Source organism: Streptomyces sp. NPDC003016, assembly GCF_053591455.1.
On record NZ_JBSFTV010000015.1, the window covers coordinates 39,808 to 54,124 of the forward strand.

At 70.4% G+C, this 14,317-nt stretch carries 15 protein-coding genes and 1 pseudogene; 7 read left to right on the forward strand and 9 right to left on the reverse strand.

What is annotated here, in order from left to right; genetic code table 11:
• Positions 1-174: 174 nt before the first annotated feature.
• Genes ACWDZ4_RS15155 through ACWDZ4_RS15170 form a run of 4 tightly spaced genes read left to right on the forward strand, consistent with a single transcriptional unit; the run spans position 175 to position 2,324 of the window.
• Positions 175-411, forward strand: coding sequence for a hypothetical protein (locus tag ACWDZ4_RS15155; protein WP_451508847.1), 237 nt, complete (start codon positions 175-177; stop codon positions 409-411).
• A 2-nt stretch (positions 412-413) separates the two neighbouring features.
• On the forward strand, positions 414-1,028 hold the full coding sequence (locus ACWDZ4_RS15160) for a pilus assembly protein TadG-related protein (RefSeq protein WP_451508950.1): 615 nt from the start codon (positions 414-416) through the stop codon (positions 1,026-1,028).
• Positions 1,028-1,663: a hypothetical protein gene (locus ACWDZ4_RS15165; RefSeq protein ID WP_451508848.1), complete on the forward strand. Its 636-nt coding sequence runs from the start codon at positions 1,028-1,030 to the stop codon at positions 1,661-1,663. The genes ACWDZ4_RS15160 and ACWDZ4_RS15165 overlap by 1 nt, the downstream gene beginning before the upstream one ends.
• Positions 1,664-1,667: 4 nt before the next feature.
• The gene (locus ACWDZ4_RS15170) at positions 1,668-2,324 is read left to right on the forward strand and encodes an OmpA family protein (RefSeq protein ID WP_451508849.1); all 657 of its coding nucleotides are present in this window, start codon (positions 1,668-1,670) and stop codon (positions 2,322-2,324) included.
• A gap of 43 nt (positions 2,325-2,367) precedes the next feature.
• On the opposite strand, the gene ACWDZ4_RS15175 is transcribed toward ACWDZ4_RS15170, so the two are convergent.
• The 4 genes and pseudogenes from ACWDZ4_RS15175 to ACWDZ4_RS15190 form a co-directional block, all read right to left on the reverse strand.
• Positions 2,368-2,559: a hypothetical protein gene (locus ACWDZ4_RS15175; protein WP_451508850.1), complete on the reverse strand. Its 192-nt coding sequence runs from the start codon at positions 2,557-2,559 to the stop codon at positions 2,368-2,370.
• A 12-nt stretch (positions 2,560-2,571) separates the two neighbouring features.
• Positions 2,572-3,314 (reverse strand): annotated as a pseudogene (locus tag ACWDZ4_RS15180) (DUF5753 domain-containing protein).
• A gap of 1,441 nt (positions 3,315-4,755) precedes the next feature.
• The gene (locus tag ACWDZ4_RS15185) at positions 4,756-5,100 is read right to left on the reverse strand and encodes a hypothetical protein (protein ID WP_451508851.1); all 345 of its coding nucleotides are present in this window, start codon (positions 5,098-5,100) and stop codon (positions 4,756-4,758) included.
• Between the two features lie 189 nt (positions 5,101-5,289).
• On the reverse strand, positions 5,290-5,730 hold the full coding sequence (locus tag ACWDZ4_RS15190) for a nuclear transport factor 2 family protein (protein ID WP_451508852.1): 441 nt from the start codon (positions 5,728-5,730) through the stop codon (positions 5,290-5,292).
• A gap of 89 nt (positions 5,731-5,819) precedes the next feature.
• Between ACWDZ4_RS15190 and ACWDZ4_RS15195 the strand changes: the two genes are divergently transcribed.
• Together ACWDZ4_RS15195 and ACWDZ4_RS15200 are read left to right on the forward strand one after the other, a co-directional pair.
• The gene (locus ACWDZ4_RS15195; protein WP_451508853.1) at positions 5,820-6,437 is read left to right on the forward strand and encodes a PadR family transcriptional regulator; all 618 of its coding nucleotides are present in this window, start codon (positions 5,820-5,822) and stop codon (positions 6,435-6,437) included.
• Entirely contained in the window at positions 6,424-7,260 is an 837-nt protein-coding gene (locus ACWDZ4_RS15200) for an SGNH/GDSL hydrolase family protein (RefSeq protein ID WP_451508854.1), read from the forward strand. Before ACWDZ4_RS15195 ends, ACWDZ4_RS15200 begins: the two co-directional genes overlap by 14 nt.
• An 18-nt stretch (positions 7,261-7,278) precedes the next feature.
• On the opposite strand, the gene ACWDZ4_RS15205 is transcribed toward ACWDZ4_RS15200, so the two are convergent.
• The 5 genes from ACWDZ4_RS15205 to ACWDZ4_RS15225 all read right to left on the reverse strand — a co-directional run bounded on the left by ACWDZ4_RS15205 (position 7,279) and on the right by ACWDZ4_RS15225 (position 12,724).
• Positions 7,279-7,551 carry a glutaredoxin domain-containing protein gene (locus ACWDZ4_RS15205; RefSeq protein ID WP_451508855.1) on the reverse strand — a complete coding sequence of 91 codons (273 nt, stop codon included), beginning with the start codon at positions 7,549-7,551 and terminating at the stop codon, positions 7,279-7,281.
• A 101-nt stretch (positions 7,552-7,652) separates the two neighbouring features.
• On the reverse strand, positions 7,653-8,870 hold the full coding sequence (locus tag ACWDZ4_RS15210) for a beta-ketoacyl-[acyl-carrier-protein] synthase family protein (RefSeq protein WP_451508856.1): 1,218 nt from the start codon (positions 8,868-8,870) through the stop codon (positions 7,653-7,655).
• On the reverse strand, positions 8,867-9,166 hold the full coding sequence (locus ACWDZ4_RS15215; protein ID WP_451508857.1) for an acyl carrier protein: 300 nt from the start codon (positions 9,164-9,166) through the stop codon (positions 8,867-8,869). Before ACWDZ4_RS15215 ends, ACWDZ4_RS15210 begins: the two co-directional genes overlap by 4 nt.
• Before the next feature lie 46 nt (positions 9,167-9,212).
• Complete coding sequence (locus tag ACWDZ4_RS15220) at positions 9,213-11,393, reverse strand: MMPL family transporter (protein ID WP_451508858.1); 2,181 nt, start codon at positions 11,391-11,393, stop codon at positions 9,213-9,215.
• A gap of 53 nt (positions 11,394-11,446) precedes the next feature.
• On the reverse strand, positions 11,447-12,724 hold the full coding sequence (locus ACWDZ4_RS15225) for a WS/DGAT domain-containing protein (protein WP_451508859.1): 1,278 nt from the start codon (positions 12,722-12,724) through the stop codon (positions 11,447-11,449).
• A gap of 559 nt (positions 12,725-13,283) precedes the next feature.
• Here ACWDZ4_RS15225 and bdeA point away from each other — a divergent pair.
• Positions 13,284-14,219 carry a bis(hydroxyethyl) terephthalate hydrolase gene (gene bdeA, locus ACWDZ4_RS15230; protein WP_451508860.1) on the forward strand — a complete coding sequence of 312 codons (936 nt, stop codon included), beginning with the start codon at positions 13,284-13,286 and terminating at the stop codon, positions 14,217-14,219.
• Positions 14,220-14,317: the final 98 nt, after the last annotated feature.

The window sequence follows — 14,317 nt, forward strand, 5'->3', positions numbered from 1 at the left end:
CGACGACAGCGCCGAACCGGACCCGGATCCAGCTTTGGGCCCAGAGTTGGGCCCACGGACCCTCTGGCATTCCCTCTGTTCCGGCGTACGTTGCTCATGTCGAAAGCGGCACCGGCCAGGAGGAAGCCGGTTCCGCCGAGACACCCACGTCGGCCCAACTCGGAGGGGTACCCCATGCCGAAGGACATCACGCTCAAGACCGCCACGAAGACCCGGCTCGCGATCAACAACTGGCGGAACACGGTCGTGACGCGCATGCAGCAACGAGCGGACGAGGGCGCGAGCGTGGTGGAGTACGCGGGCCTGGTCGTCGTGATCGCGCTGATCGTGGTGGCGGTTCGGGGGCTGGGGTTGGACCAGACCATCTCGGAGGCCATCAGCGACGCGGTGGACGACATCACAGGCGGGTAACGCTGCGCAAGCTTCGGCAGGACCGAGGGCAGACCCTTCCCATGTACGTCGTGGTGGTGGGGGGTCTGCTCTTTCTTGCGTTCGCGTACTTTGCCTTTGCGCAGGCGGCTGTCGCCCGAAATGGTGGCCAGTCGGCTGCTGATGCGGCTGCCCTTGCGGCTGCCCAAGACGTACGGGACGAGCTGACCGATGGCTTCTTTGCCTACTTGGGCGATGCAGAGGAATGGCCCGAGTGGCTGATGGCTGAGGCAGACTTCACTGGCGACGGATATCAGGCTGCTGCGGCCCAGCTCGCTGATGAAAACGACTCGAATCTTGACGGCGGCGTAGAGGTGATCGAAGTCAACGGCTACCCGGCGTTTACGGCGAAGATCGAAACGCGCTTCACCGTGGGGGACTCGGTAATCCCTGGTACGGAGAACACGCATGCTAAGGCCAACGCCACCGCAGTAATCGAGCCCCGATGCGAAATCGTGGGAGACAGTGATCCGTCGAATCTCATCGAGATCGACTGTGAGGGCAGTGGGCTCTGGAAGGTAGATCCGAAGACCCCCCTCGAAGGGATGGTCGACCCGCCTGAGGCGAATGACCTGTTCTCTGTTCAGCTGGCCGAGTGATGAGCGAACATGAAGAAAAGGAAGAGTTGCTAATGAGTATGCGGCACGCCATGAAGGCCCGAAGGGTACTGACCGCAGTGGTGATCACGACTGGCTTGGTCCTCACGGTTGCCGGTTGCGGCGGGGGCGAGGGTGAAAAGCCCGATGCGGGCTCGTCTTCGAATTCGACTGGCAATGGCAATGAGAGTGAGGAGGAGTCGAAGGGAGTGGAAACTCAGGTCCCGGGGGAAGCCGTCTTGGCTGAGATTACGGGGGGTGCGGACAACACCACCTTGACGATCAACACCGCTGTGCGGGACGAAGGGGGATTTCTTACAGTCAGCGGAAAGGTGAAGAACGGGAAGGATGGCAGCTGGAACCCAACTCCATGGAGGGGTGAGGAAAAGGAGCTGGCTGGAAATTCAGCTTCCATGGCGGGCGCTTCCCTGGTGGACCGGTCGGGCAAGAAGAAGTACCTTATCCTGCGAGACACCGATGGGCGTTGCCTTTGTACTCAGTTCAGCGGGGCATTTAAGGCAGGGGAGGAACAGCCCTGGTTCGCACAGTTCCCCGCTCCGCCGGCCGAAACCAACAAGGTTGACTTTCAGATCGCTGACATGCCCGTAGCGACCATCGAGATCTCCGACGGTGAGTGACCCCATGTCCTTCACCTTTTCTCGAAGTCGCCCAGCGCATTTCGCCACGGCCACACTTGCAACGGCAGTGCTGCTCACTGGCATGTCCGTGACGAGCGCTCACGCCGACCCCGAACCCAGCGCACCCCCCGGCAGTACCACGACATCGCCGCCCCCAGAGGTGGACGGCAACTCACCCGGGCTCAAGCTGGCCGACGGCGGCACCCTCGCGCCCGCCCGTGTCATCGACATCAAGTCCGTAGTCGAAGACCTCGGCGGCGAGGAGCGGCGCGAGGACACCAACTCCGACGTCAAGTTCGCGCTTCAGGCCGAGGTGCTCTTCGGCAAGGACAGCGCCAAGCTCAACGCGGAGGCCGCGTCCCGCATCAAAGCCATCGCCGACGAGATCATCGCCCAGAAGGCGACCAAGATCCGCGTGTTCGGCTTCACCGACGACCTCGGCTCGTACGAGCACGGCAAAGTCCTGTCCAAGAAGCGCGCGGACGCCGTGCAGCAGGAGTTGAACAAGTCGCTCGACTCCACCATCACATTCGAGATCCGCGGGTACAGCGAGGACTATCCGATCGCTGACAACGGCTCGGAAGAGGGACGTAAGAAAAACCGGCGTGTAGAGGTGTCCTTCCCGCGTGGCGCAGTGCCTGACTCCGCCACCCAGAACTGAGCTGACCCGGTCGGCCGTTTGGTGGCCGGCCGGGCCCCTGCGACTACAACAAGTGATCCGCCTTGCCGATCTTGATGTCGCGAATCATGGTGCGCAGGGCTTCGTGGCTGTCGGTGAGGTAGCGGTCCTCCTCGCCGTTGATGGCGATGTAACCGTTGCCCTGCCCGTCCATTCCGGGACGGAAGCAGGAGTTTCCCTCGCCGCAGAATGGTTCGTCCCAGTGGATCTCTGTCATCCAGTCGCCCCCTCAGAGTTGGCGCGCGATGGTCCGAATGAAGTCCCGCGAGTCCTCGGGGGACAGTGCGATGTTCTCCATCCAGTCGAGGTGGGCTCGGTACTTCGCCAACCGCGTCTCCGAGTAGAGGAAGTCGGTCCCGTGTGAGTTGCCGATCTGTACGGCGTCGAGTTGTGGGACGGGCCCTTCCGCGTACAGGACCGTCTGCCCGGCGCCAGGAAACGCTCCTGCCTCGAAGGGCAGGACCAACAGCGTGATGTCCTCCTGCTCGGACTTCTTGAGCAGATGATCGAGCTGGGCCCGTGCTGCGTCCCGCCCTCCGAACTGCATCCACAATGCGCCCTCGTGCACGATGCCGGTGTACGCAGAAGGGGTTCCGCCATCCAGGATCTGCTGGCGCTCAACGCGATGGACGAGTCGCAGGGCGACCTCATGCTCCGGCAACTTCGGGATGACGACCCTGAATACGGCGAGCGCATGGTCTGACGTCTGGAGCAAGCCCGGCATGTGCATGGAGTACGCGGCTCTCATGCGTACGGCGGAAGCCTGCAACTCGGTGATGTCGACGAGGCCTGTGGCAAGGTGCCTCTGTACCGCTCCCACCAGCCACGCCACTGGGGTGGGGCCATCTCCACCAGGGCGTCGACGTACCGCTCGTCCGTGCAGTCACAGTCGCAGTCGCAGGCCGGCGTGCGCAACCGGTCGGGACTGATGGCCCGGATTCCGGACTGTCGCCTGTAACTGGCCGCCTGCACCTACGACAGGGCCACGGAAAGGTGGAGTTCCTACCATTGCGGGGCAAAATAACCACCACGGCGTGCGTCCGGTGATGCACCGCTCACGTTCCGATGAGTAGGAAGTGCATCACGCGGCCCTGCCCCCACTCTCCTGCCCTGAGAGGAGGGGCAGTCCCGCGTCAGGAAGACAAGCCACTGCTCACCACTCAGCACCACCACCGCACCCCGTGAGCCACCCGTGCGCGCCAACGGGCAGAGAGAACCCCGCCCGAACGTCAATCACCCGCCACCCGGACAAGGGAGTCCGTCATGGCGCCGCCCCTTCGCACCGCGCTCTGCCCCGCCGCTCCCCCCGCCGCCAGGCTCCGCCGCCCGCCGCGCCCGCCTCGCCCCTCGCGTACAGCCTGACCATCCCGGGCGAACCGCACTGCGCGGCCATCGCCCGTACCGCCGTACGCTCCGCTCTGCCCGCGCATCACCTTGGCCCGTACGCGGACCGTGCCGTACTCGCGGTCGGCGAACTCATCGCCCGGGTAGTCGGGCTGACGCCGGGGGAGGACCTCTACCTCTCCCTCCGCTACCGCAACGCCGCACTCCGCCTCGCCCTCTGGGGCCGGCATCCCCGGAACAAGGACCCGGACGCGATCACCCTCTGTGAGGAGCGCCGCGTGCGTTCACTGTGGCTGTTCGCGGCGCTCGTGGAGGACTGCGGCGACGTCCGGATCTCTGCCGAGGCCCACCCGCCGCCCGGGGCACCAAGTCCTGGGCCGTCCTGCCCTGCGAGGGGCTCGAAGCCATCGAAGCCATCGAAGCCCTTGAAGCGTCCGTACCGTGCGGGTGGGTGACCCTGCCCTCTGCCCCGGCCCCTTCACCGCCCGACCTCTCGGCCGGGACGCCTGGCGGTGAGGAGGCGTCAGGTGAACTGCTGACGAATGGTGGCCAGCATGCTCTCGGGCTGGTGGAAGACCTGGAGGGCGGTGAAACGGAGTGATGATGCGGACCTCGGGGCAGGTGGCGAGGTCGTTGAAGCGCTGAATGTCCCGCCGGTGGGCATCACGGGTGCCGTGGAACGCGTACCCCTCGATCTCCACGACCACCCCCTCCCGGCGGAAGAGGAAGTCCGGACGGCACAGTCGCCCGCTCGGAGTCCTCAACTCGACCTGCGAGTGCGAATGCAGACCCCCGTCGTGCATCCGCAGCCGGGCGATGGTCTCGGCGGGCGACCCGCATCGCGCGTCAGCCAGCACCAGCCACTCCCGGCCCCGAGCCTTCCCGGCACGCGAGCCCTGCAACTCGACGGCGAGTCGGCCCTCGTCCGTCAGGGGTGGGACGCGCCGGCCGCGGACCGTCCGCCCCGTGAGCGCGGAATCCACCGCGACCAGCGCCTCGTCGCGGGGCCCGGCCCGTAGGAGGTCCCCCAGCGTGCGGACGACGGTCGTCACCCGCAGTCCCCGCACCGTCACCACCTCGTGGGACTGGAGCGGAAGGTGGTGGACGCGGGCGGACGCAGCCGGCTCACCTCTCGGGGAGTGGTGAGCTCCACTTCCGTACGGAGCAGTTCGATGCCGTGCACGGCCGCCTCCGACCGATGGCTGACCACCCGCTCGGGCCCGGTCAGCTGGAGGGCCAGGAGCCTCACTCCCTCATCGACCGCCCTGCCCGGCGCACACCACGCACCGTTGATGATCCGGGTCCACCCGTCGGCCCGCAGCCGCCGGTTCAGCCGCCGTGGCGGCCAACCCGCCGCCCGAGCCCACGCCGTCAGCAGCACCCCACCCCGCGCCAGTGCCTCCACATCCCCCATGCCCAAACGGTCCCGCGCTTCCCCGCCTCCCGCATCCCCTGTGGAAAACCCTAGATGCGGTGAACTCGGACGCCTCGGCCCCCTTCAGGGGCGCCGAGGCCTGTCCGAAACCACCGCGCCTCCGTACCGCGTGGGTGAGCCGCCGGGCCCGTACCGCGTGGGTGAGCCGCCGGGCCCGCGCCGTGCCGGTCAGGCGGTCCCGTCGGGCTCGGGTGCGAGGCCGTCGGCCACCAGGCCGGCCAGTACCGCCTCGCTCAGGGCGTGTGACGCCGACTGCGGGCGCACCATCACCGTGAACTCCTTGATCAGGCCCGCCTCGTCGAAGTGCAGCAGGTCGATGCCGTGGATCGACTTCCCGTTCACCGCGGCACGGAAGAGCAAGGCGGCCGACGAGGTCTCGGCGCCATCCGTGTTCGTCTCCGCCGTGCCGTCGAACTCACCGACGTAACGGAAGTCCTCGAAGGTGCGCAGCAGGACGCCGAAGAGGCCCATGACCATCGGCTTGCCCTTGAGCGGCTCGAACTTCACCGGGCTGTAGAGGCGGACGTCTTCCGTGAACAACTCGTCCAGTGCGTCAAGGTCGCCCTTCTCCGCAGCGGCGCGGAAGCGTTCGGCGATGGTGCTCTGCATGAACTCACCCCATACTCAAGGATCTGACTAGTCACTTTCTTGAGTATGATGATGGAGGAACAGGCGACGGAAAGGAAGGGGGCGCATCGATGGCCTTGCGACATGCCGTACTGGCGGCCCTGCTGACCGGCGACGGCAGTGGTGGCGACGGCAGCGACGGTGACGGCAGTGGTGGCGGTGAGTACAGCGGGTACCAGCTGGCCAAGACGTTCGACATCGGCGTGGCGAACTTCTGGCACGCCCTGCCCCAGCAGCTCTACGCCGAGCTGGCCAAGCTGGAGAAGGAAGGGCTGGTCGCGGGGAGGCAAGTGGTCCAGGAGACCCGGCCGAACAAGCGCCTGTTCCGCGTCACCGAAGCCGGTCTCGCCGAGCTCGCGGCCTTCACCGCCGCCACCTCGAAACCCTCCTTCATCCGCGACGACCTGATGGTGAAGGTCCAGGCGGCCGACTCCGTCGACACCGGTCCGCTGATCGAACAGCTGGAGGAGCGGGCCTCCGTCGCCGAAGCCAAGATCGAGCTCTTCGGCAAGCTGCTCCGCAAGATGCGCGGCGAGCTGGGCGAGGAGGAGTTCCTGCGCCGGGGCGACCGGATCGGCGCGTACCTCACCTGTCTGCGCGGCCTGGCCCTGGAGCGGGAGAACCGGGAGTGGGGCCTGCGCGTCGCGGCCGTCCTGCGCGCGAGGGGGCCGGTCCGTGCCGAGCGGTGAGCAGGTGCCGTGCGAGCCGTACGAACCGCATGCACCGTACGCGCGGTACGTCGCCCTGGGCGACAGCCAGACCGAAGGTCTCGGCGACGGCGACGACACCACCGGCCTGCGCGGCTGGGCGGACCGCCTCGCCGAGCACCTCGCGGCTGTGAATCCCCGGCTCCAGTACGCCAACCTGGCCGTACGGGGCCGCCTGGCCGGCCAGGTGCACGCCGGGCAACTGGCGCCCGCCCTGGCCCTGCGCCTCGATCTCGCGACGGTCGTCGCCGGGGTCAACGACCTGATGCGGCCCACGTTCGACGCCGCCGAGGTGGCCGGTCACCTGGAGGCGATGTTCGCCGCCCTCACCGCCACCGGGGCCCGCGTGGCGACGGTCACCTTCCCCGACATCGGGAAGATCGCGCCCCTCGCCCGGCCGCTGGCGCCCCGTGTGCACGACCTCAACGGGCGCATCCGCGCGGCAGCGGCCCGTCACGGCGTCGCGGTCGCCGAAGCCGCCGGGCAGGCCTTCGCCACGGACGCGCGCGTCTGGAGCGAGGACCGGCTCCACGCCAGTCCCCTCGGCCACGAACGGATCGCGGCGGCCGTGGCCCACGCGCTCCGGCTCCCCGGCGCCGACGACGCGTGGACCCGCCCCCTGCCCCCGCTTCCCGCCCCCACCGGATGGCAGGCCGCGAACGCCGAGCTCCGCTGGGCCGCCGGGTTCCTCGGCCCCTGGCTGGGCCGGCGCCTGCGCGGCCGGTCCTCCGGCGACGGCCGTACGGCGAAACGGCCGCAGCTGCTGCCGGTGCAGCCGGTGCAGTCGGCGCACCCTGCGCGGTAGGGGACGCCGGGGGGAAGGTCACTCGGTCCGGGGCATCGCGTGCGGCGCGTAGGCCGCGACCGCTTCCAGGAGCTGCTTCCTCGTCGGGTTCACCATCGGCCTTCCCGCCACGGTCACGGTCGGCACGGTCTCGTTCCCGTCGGCCACGGAGCGGACGAACGCCGCCGCGTCCGGGTTCTTCCAGATGTTCACCCTGGTGTGCCTCAGCCGGGTGAACGGCAGCCACAGGAACAGTTTCAGGCAGTACGTGCACAGGGGCCGCCAGTAAACGACCACGCCTTCGTCGGTCATGGATGCTTGCTTCTTTCCCGGGTCACGGACGGACCGAGCGCGAGAAGGGGCGGGCTCGGGCTGTTCATCCTATTTCCGTGCGCCGGCCCGGGCGGTCGGCTTCAGCCGGTCCGGAAGACGAGTGCGGCGTTCTGGCCGCCGAACCCGAAGGAGTTGCTGATCGCCGCGGCCATGGGAGTGGGCCGGGGGGCCTTCGTGACGATGTCCAGATCGACGTCGGGGCTGTCGCAGTTCGCCGTGGGCGGGATGGTCTGTTGCTGGAGGGACAGTACGGTGCAGGCGGCTTCGACCGCGCCGGCGGCGCCCATGCAGTGGCCGAGGATGCTTTTGAGCGCGGTGACGGGCGGTGGGCGGTGGAAGACCTCGCGCAGCGCTTTGTACTCGGCGAGGTCACCCAGCGGGGTGCTGGTGCCGTGGGCGTTGACGTGGTGGATGTCGCCGGGGTCGAGACGCGCGTCGCGAAGGGCGGTGCGGATCGCCTGGGCGGCGCCGAGGCCGCCGGGGTCCGGGGCGGTGGGGCTGTGGGCGTCGCAGGAGGCGCCGTACCCGGCGAGGAACGCCCGGGACGGGGCGCTGCGGGCCCGGGCGTCTTCGGGGCGTTCCAGGACGAGCACGGCGGCGGCTTCGCCGAGCACGAACCCGTCGCGGTCGGCGTCGAAGGGCCGGCTGGCGTGCTGTGGTTGAGCGGTGCGGCAGGAGAGGGCGCCCATCCGGTGGAAGCAGACCGCCCCCGTGCGTGACCTGCCGGATTCCGCTCCGCCGGCCAGGACGATGTCGCAGCTGCCTGAGCGCAGCAGATCGCGGGCGACACCGAGGGCGGTGGCGCCGGAGGCACAGGCGGTGCTGACGGCCAGGTTGGGGCCACGGGCGCGCAGGTCCAGCCCGATCTCCGCGGCGGCCATGTTGGGGATGCTGCGCGGCAGGAGGAGAGGGGAGACGTCCTGGGACCGTCCGGCGGCGATCTTGTCGGCCTGGGTCTCGTAGTGCTCCATGCTGGTGGTGCCGACACCGATGACGACGCCCACGCGCTGCCCGTCCCACTGCTCCGGTTCCAGCGCGGCGTCGGTGACGGCTTCCCGGGCGGCGACCAGTGCCATCTGGGCGAAGCGGTCGAGTCGGTAACTGGTGCGCAGTCCCAGCCTCGCCACGGCGTCGAAACCGGGGACCTGGCAGGAGAAGTCCACGGCCAGGCCGGCCAGGAGCGGGTCGGAGGCGGCGGTGGGGCGGCCGGTCAGCAGGTGGGCCCAGGTCGCGGCGGTGCCGATTCCGGCGGGAGTGACCATGCCGATACCGGTGACCGCGATGTCGTGTCCGCTCATACCTGGAGTGCCCCGTCGGAGTTGGTCCCGTCGGAGCCGGCCGTACCGGAGTCGGCCGTACCGGAAAGGAGCCGGGCGAGGTGTTCGGCTGCGGTGGCGAGGGTGGAATCCGCGCCGAGTTCGTCGGTGAGCCGCGCTCCGGTCTGTTCCTCCACGATCAGGGCGAGTTCCACCAGGGCGAGGGAGTCCAGGTCGAGTTCGGCGAACGTGGCGTCCGGGCGCACCAGGTCGGCGGGGATGCCGAGGGTGTCGACGAGGGTCGTGGTGATCACGCTGTAGGGGTCACTGGCAGGCATGGCGTACTCCTTGGTGCTCGGGTGCTCGGGTGCTCGGGTGCTCGGGTCAGGCGTCTGCGGGGGACGGCAGCGCCGGCGGGGAGTCCACCCCTGCGTCCCCGGGTGTGGTGCGGGCTGCGGAACGGCCGGCCTTGGCGGGCCACCAGTTGGCGCCTCCGGCGATGAACAGGGCGGCCGGGACGAGCAGCATCCGCACGAGGGTGGCATCGATCAGTACCCCGGCGAACAGGCCCACCCCGACTTCCTTGATGGCGATGACACCGCTGGTGGTGAAGGCCGCGATGACCACCAGCAGCAGGCCGGCCGCTCCGGTGATGACCGAGCCGGTGTCGCGCAGACCCACCGCGACGGCGCGGCTGTTGTCCCCGGTGAGCAGGTACTCCTCGCGCACCCGGGAGAGCAGGAACAGTTCGTAGTCCAGCGAGAGCGCGAAGAGGACCACCAGTACGACGACGGGCTGGGTCGTCTCCACGTACCCGAGCGGGGTGAAGCCGAGGAGCCCGGCGAGGTGCCCGTCCTGGAAGACCCACGTCATCACGCCCAGGCAGGCGAAGGTGGAGAGGCCCGCCGTCAGCACGGTCTTGACCGGAACCAGGACCGAGCGGAACACCGCCAGCAGCAGTACGGAACTGGCCGCCAGGGCCAGGCCCGCCACCAGCGGAAGCCGTGAGCTCAGCGCGTCGGTCGTGTCGGCGTCCACCGCGGCGTTCCCTCCCACGAGGACGTCGGTGCCCGGGGGCGGTTCCAGTGCCCTGACGTCGCGTACCGTCCGGAGGTCCGCGCTCGGGCCGCCGGAGCTGCTCACGGCCACGAGCGCCGCATCGTGGCGTGTCGCCGTGACGTCGGCGCGTGAGGTGCTGGGCAGCTCGGACACGCGTTCCAGCCAGCTTCCGAGCGCGTCTCGTCCCGCTGTGGTGTCGGCCGGGGCCGGGAGCAGCACGAGGGCCTGGACAGACGGGCGTTGCAGGGCGGGGAACGCCTCGCGGACGTGGTCGGAGACGCGGCGCGAGACGGAGGAGGCCGGCAGGGTCTCTTCGGTGATGCCGCCGAACGTGGTGTGCGCGGCCGGGGCCGCCATGGTCAGCAGGACGGCGGTGCAGGCGGTCAGCCACATGACCGGCCGCCTGGCGACCCGCACCGCGAGGCGCCACCACAGCGCGCCCCGGGCGTATTCGGGCCGGGGGTTTGCGCGCAGCCGCTTGCCGGCAGGACGACCGGTCAGCCGTCCGGTCAGCCGCCCGGTCGGACGTCCGCCTTCGATGCGGGGGCCGAGGAGGAACAGCAGGGCGGGCAGCAGGGTCAGAGCGGCGGCGGCGTCGGCGACGACCACCGCGCATCCCCCGATGGCCAAGGACCGCATGAAGGCCAGCGGGAAGAGGGCCAGCGTCGCCAGGGCGGCGGTGACCACGCAGGAGGAGACCAGTACGGTGCGTCCGGCCGTACGCAGGGTCGCCGACAGGGCTTCCGAGACGGTGGCGCACCGGACGCGCTCCCGGCGGAAGCGGCTGATGACGAGCAGCGCGTAGTCCACCGCCAGCCCCAGGCCGAGCATGCTGACGAGGTTGACGGCGAAGGCCGACACCTCGGTGAACTCGGAGGCGACGCGCAACGCCGCCAGTCCCACGGCCACCGCGGCCGAGCCGGACAGCAGCGGCAGCAGTGCCGCCGCGAACCCCCGGAAGATCATCAGCAGCAGGGCGAACAGCAGCGGCGCGGCCAGCACCTCGGCTCGTACCAGGTCCTGCTGGGAGCGGGCGCTGGCCTCCTGCAGGAAGGCCAGCGGGCCGCCGAAGGCCAGCGTGACGGCTTCCGGGGCTCGCAGGGCGGCGCGAAGGTCGCCCAGGGTGCGTCGCTTGGCCTCCTCGCTGCTTCCGCGCACGGTGACGGGCACCAGGGCGGACCTGCCGTCCGCGGCCAGAGCGGGCATGCTCCGCGGGCCGGTGCTCCGCGGGCCGGTGCTCACCGGTGTGGCGAGCGGGGCCACGGCGGGACCGGTGACGGCGTCCCGGACCTCGTGGGCCAGCTGCGGTCCCGTGGGCCCGTGGCGAGTGGAGCGGAAGAGCAGGAGTACGTCGGGCTCCGTGACGCCGAACCGGGCGGACATCCGGGTCTGCGCACGGGCGGACTCGGTGTCGGGAGCCGTGAAGCCACCACCCGCCAGCCGGTCGAACACGCCGGCGGCGAGAACCAGGCAGACCCCGGTGAGCAGCAGCCAGAGCGTGAGCACGGTCCGTGGCCGGCGCCCCGCGGGGCGGGGAACGGGTCGTCGCGCGTGGGAGATCACCGGGCGGCGAGGAGGTCGACCTGGCGCACCCACAGCCGGGCCAGTGCGTCGAGGTCGGGGACCGCGCGGTCCGCGACCAGGCACAGGTGGGCCTTCCCCCCGAAATCGGCCAGGGCGCTTGCCAGGTACTGCCCGGAGGGCAAGTACATCAGCGGCATTCCCGCCATGACCGTGCGGCCCGCGAACGAGGGACTGACGGCGGGCCCCGGCACGTAGGAAGTGAGCATGGTCGTCCATCCCCGGTAATGCTCCAGGTCCAGTTCGAACCTCCCCAGCAGCCTGGTCAGCGCTCTGACGAGCGCTCCGGTGTGCGGGTCGTGCAGGGAGGCCCGGATCCGCGCCGTGGCCGCCGTGACCTGGGCGAGCCGCTGCGCGGGATCGTCGATGTGGCACGGCAGCCGCACCCAGCACCCGGTCGCCTGCTTGCTCAGGTGTCCGTCGCCGCCCTCCTTGCCCTGCAGACTGATGGGCACCAGAACGCGGACCGGCCGGCCGCCGGCCAGCCACGCGGGGTCGGGCGCCCAGGCCCGCAACGCACCGGCCAGCGCTGCCAGATACACGTCGTTGCACGTCACCCGGTGGGCGGCGGCGGCCTCGCGCATCCGGTCCGAGCCGACGCTCCCCCACATGTACTGGAGTCGCCCGGTGAGTCGGGTCGAAGGCGGCATCGGCTGCGCCGCCCGGCCGCGATCGCGCACCAGCGCGCGCGCCTCCCGCCACGCCGTCGCCCACGCACCGCCACGCCGGCCCGCGGCCGCCCCGGTGCGCCGGCGCACCACACGGCCCGGTGCCGGCCCGCCGCCGCCCAGCACACGGCCGACGATCTCGGACAGCAGCAGCCCGTCGAAGTGCGCGTGATGGCCCCGCAGCACGACGGCGAACTCACCGGGCTCATAGCCGTGCAGCACCCACACGCCCCACAGCGTGTCGGGCAACGGCTCCGCCGCCAGCTCCCCCAACGCCGTGCGCAGCCCCGCCTGCCCGGAGCCGGGAGCCACCGGGAACTCGAAGATCTGCTCCTCCACGCGGAAGGGGGCATCCATGGCTCGCCGGCGGCGCGCGGAGTCCGGCCGCGCGTACTCCCGCAGCTGGGGGTACGCGTCGACAGCCACCCCGAGCAGCAGGCCCAGCTCCTCGCGGCTCGGTGGATCGCCGGCGCACAGTGCCACCACACCGATGACGACAGACGTGGCCGGATGTGCCGCCTCGTAGGCGAACCACCTTCGGCTGAGCACTCCCGGACGTGACGCCGTCTCCGTGGTGGCCGTGTGCATCACATGCAACTCCTTGTCCAGCAAGCCGGTTTGCCCGGACCCCGACTGCCTGAAATCGTCCGACTCGTACCATATGCGGCCTTACTGTGATCTATGCCCCACCGGGCTGTACCCTGCCGCGATCTACCGCCCGGATGGCCGAACGCCCGAACGGCCGAACAGGACCCGCACGGCCCCAGGGCGGACCGGGGTCCGCCGGCCTCTCGCGCCACGCACCGCGAGGCGAAACCGCAGTGGCCCCTGGGCGGAGGGCGCGGCGGCCCCGAGGCGGAGAGTGCCGGCCGGGGCGCCGGCCGGGGCTTCCTGTCCGGCCGGCGGGGCCGGTTCCCCCTGGTCCGCCGGTCTCGGCCCACCGCCGCGGAGCCGGCTGCTCCGCGGCGGTGCCCGGGAGGCCGATCCCGGAAGACCGGTGAAGTTACCGATGTGCGCCGGCCGAGGGCGCCGCGAACCTGGCTACCGCCAATCAACACGGCGGCAGCTGTCGGTGCACCCGAGGGCCCCGGGACGACGGGCCCTGTTCCCCCGGTGCGGCTCCGCCACGACCGAGAGGACCCCCCTCGTGCGACACCTCCTCCCCACCGGCGACGCCTCCCGACGCCGCCGTACCCCCTCGAAGAGCCGCTCCCGTACGGTCCGCCTCGGGCTGGCGGCAGCCGCGACGGCCACCGGCCTGTGCGCGACGCTGGTCCCGGGCGCCCAGGCCGCGGCGGACAACCCGTACGAGCGTGGTCCGGCGCCGACCGTGTCGAGCATCGAAGCCGCCCGCGGCACCTACGCCGTCTCGCAGACCTCGGTCTCCTCGGTGAGCGTCACCGGCTTCGGCGGCGGCACCATCTACTACCCGACCTCCACCGCCGACGGCACCTTCGGAGCGGTGGCGGTCTCGCCCGGCTACACCGCCTCCCAGTCCAGCATCGCCTGGCTCGGTCCCCGGCTGGCCTCCCAGGGCTTCGTCGTCTTCACCATCGACACCAACAGCACGGTCGACCAGCCCGCGAGCCGGGGCCGGCAGCTCCTCGCCGCGCTCGACTACCTCACGGAGCGCAGTACGGTCCGTACCCGGATCGACAGCACGCGGCTCGGCGTCATGGGGCACTCGATGGGCGGAGGCGGCGCCCTGGAGGCGGCCAAGAGCCGTACATCGTTGCAGGCGGCGATCCCGCTGACCGGCTGGAACCTCGACAAGACCTGGCCCGAGCTGCGCACGCCCACCCTGGTGGTGGGGGCCGACGGGGACAGCGTCGCTCCCGTCTCCTCCCACTCCGAGCCGTTCTACACGTCGCTGCCCAGCACCCTCGACAAGGCGTACCTGGAGCTCAACAACGCCACCCACTTCACGCCGAACACCTCCGACACGACCATCGGGAAGTACAGCCTCTCCTGGCTGAAGCGGTTCATAGACAACGACACCCGCTACGAGCAGTTCCTCTGCCCGCTGCCGAGGCCGAGCGCGACCATCGAGGAGTACCGCGGCACCTGCCCGCACGACTCCTGACACGGGCAAGCGAGCTGCCGGTGGCGGAAGCGGCGCCACCGGCAACTCCCCGTACCCGTACCGGCCGGCGCACACGAACGTGAGCGTGTGCGCCGGCC

Excerpts from the sequence above, each read along its gene's own strand:
- ACWDZ4_RS15155 (WP_451508847.1), top strand. The coding sequence starts at position 175 with ATGCCGAAGGACATCACGCTCAAGACCGCCACGAAGACCCGGCTCGCG.
- ACWDZ4_RS15165 (WP_451508848.1), top strand. The coding sequence starts at position 1,028 with ATGAGCGAACATGAAGAAAAGGAAGAGTTGCTAATGAGTATGCGGCAC.
- ACWDZ4_RS15170 (WP_451508849.1), top strand. The coding sequence starts at position 1,668 with ATGTCCTTCACCTTTTCTCGAAGTCGCCCAGCGCATTTCGCCACGGCC.
- ACWDZ4_RS15175 (WP_451508850.1), bottom strand. The coding sequence starts at position 2,559 with ATGACAGAGATCCACTGGGACGAACCATTCTGCGGCGAGGGAAACTCC.
- ACWDZ4_RS15185 (WP_451508851.1), bottom strand. The coding sequence starts at position 5,100 with ATGGGGGATGTGGAGGCACTGGCGCGGGGTGGGGTGCTGCTGACGGCG.
- ACWDZ4_RS15190 (WP_451508852.1), bottom strand. The coding sequence starts at position 5,730 with ATGCAGAGCACCATCGCCGAACGCTTCCGCGCCGCTGCGGAGAAGGGC.
- ACWDZ4_RS15195 (WP_451508853.1), top strand. The coding sequence starts at position 5,820 with ATGGCCTTGCGACATGCCGTACTGGCGGCCCTGCTGACCGGCGACGGC.
- ACWDZ4_RS15205 (WP_451508855.1), bottom strand. The coding sequence starts at position 7,551 with ATGACCGACGAAGGCGTGGTCGTTTACTGGCGGCCCCTGTGCACGTAC.
- ACWDZ4_RS15210 (WP_451508856.1), bottom strand. The coding sequence starts at position 8,870 with ATGAGCGGACACGACATCGCGGTCACCGGTATCGGCATGGTCACTCCC.
- ACWDZ4_RS15215 (WP_451508857.1), bottom strand. The coding sequence starts at position 9,166 with ATGCCTGCCAGTGACCCCTACAGCGTGATCACCACGACCCTCGTCGAC.
- ACWDZ4_RS15225 (WP_451508859.1), bottom strand. The coding sequence starts at position 12,724 with ATGCACACGGCCACCACGGAGACGGCGTCACGTCCGGGAGTGCTCAGC.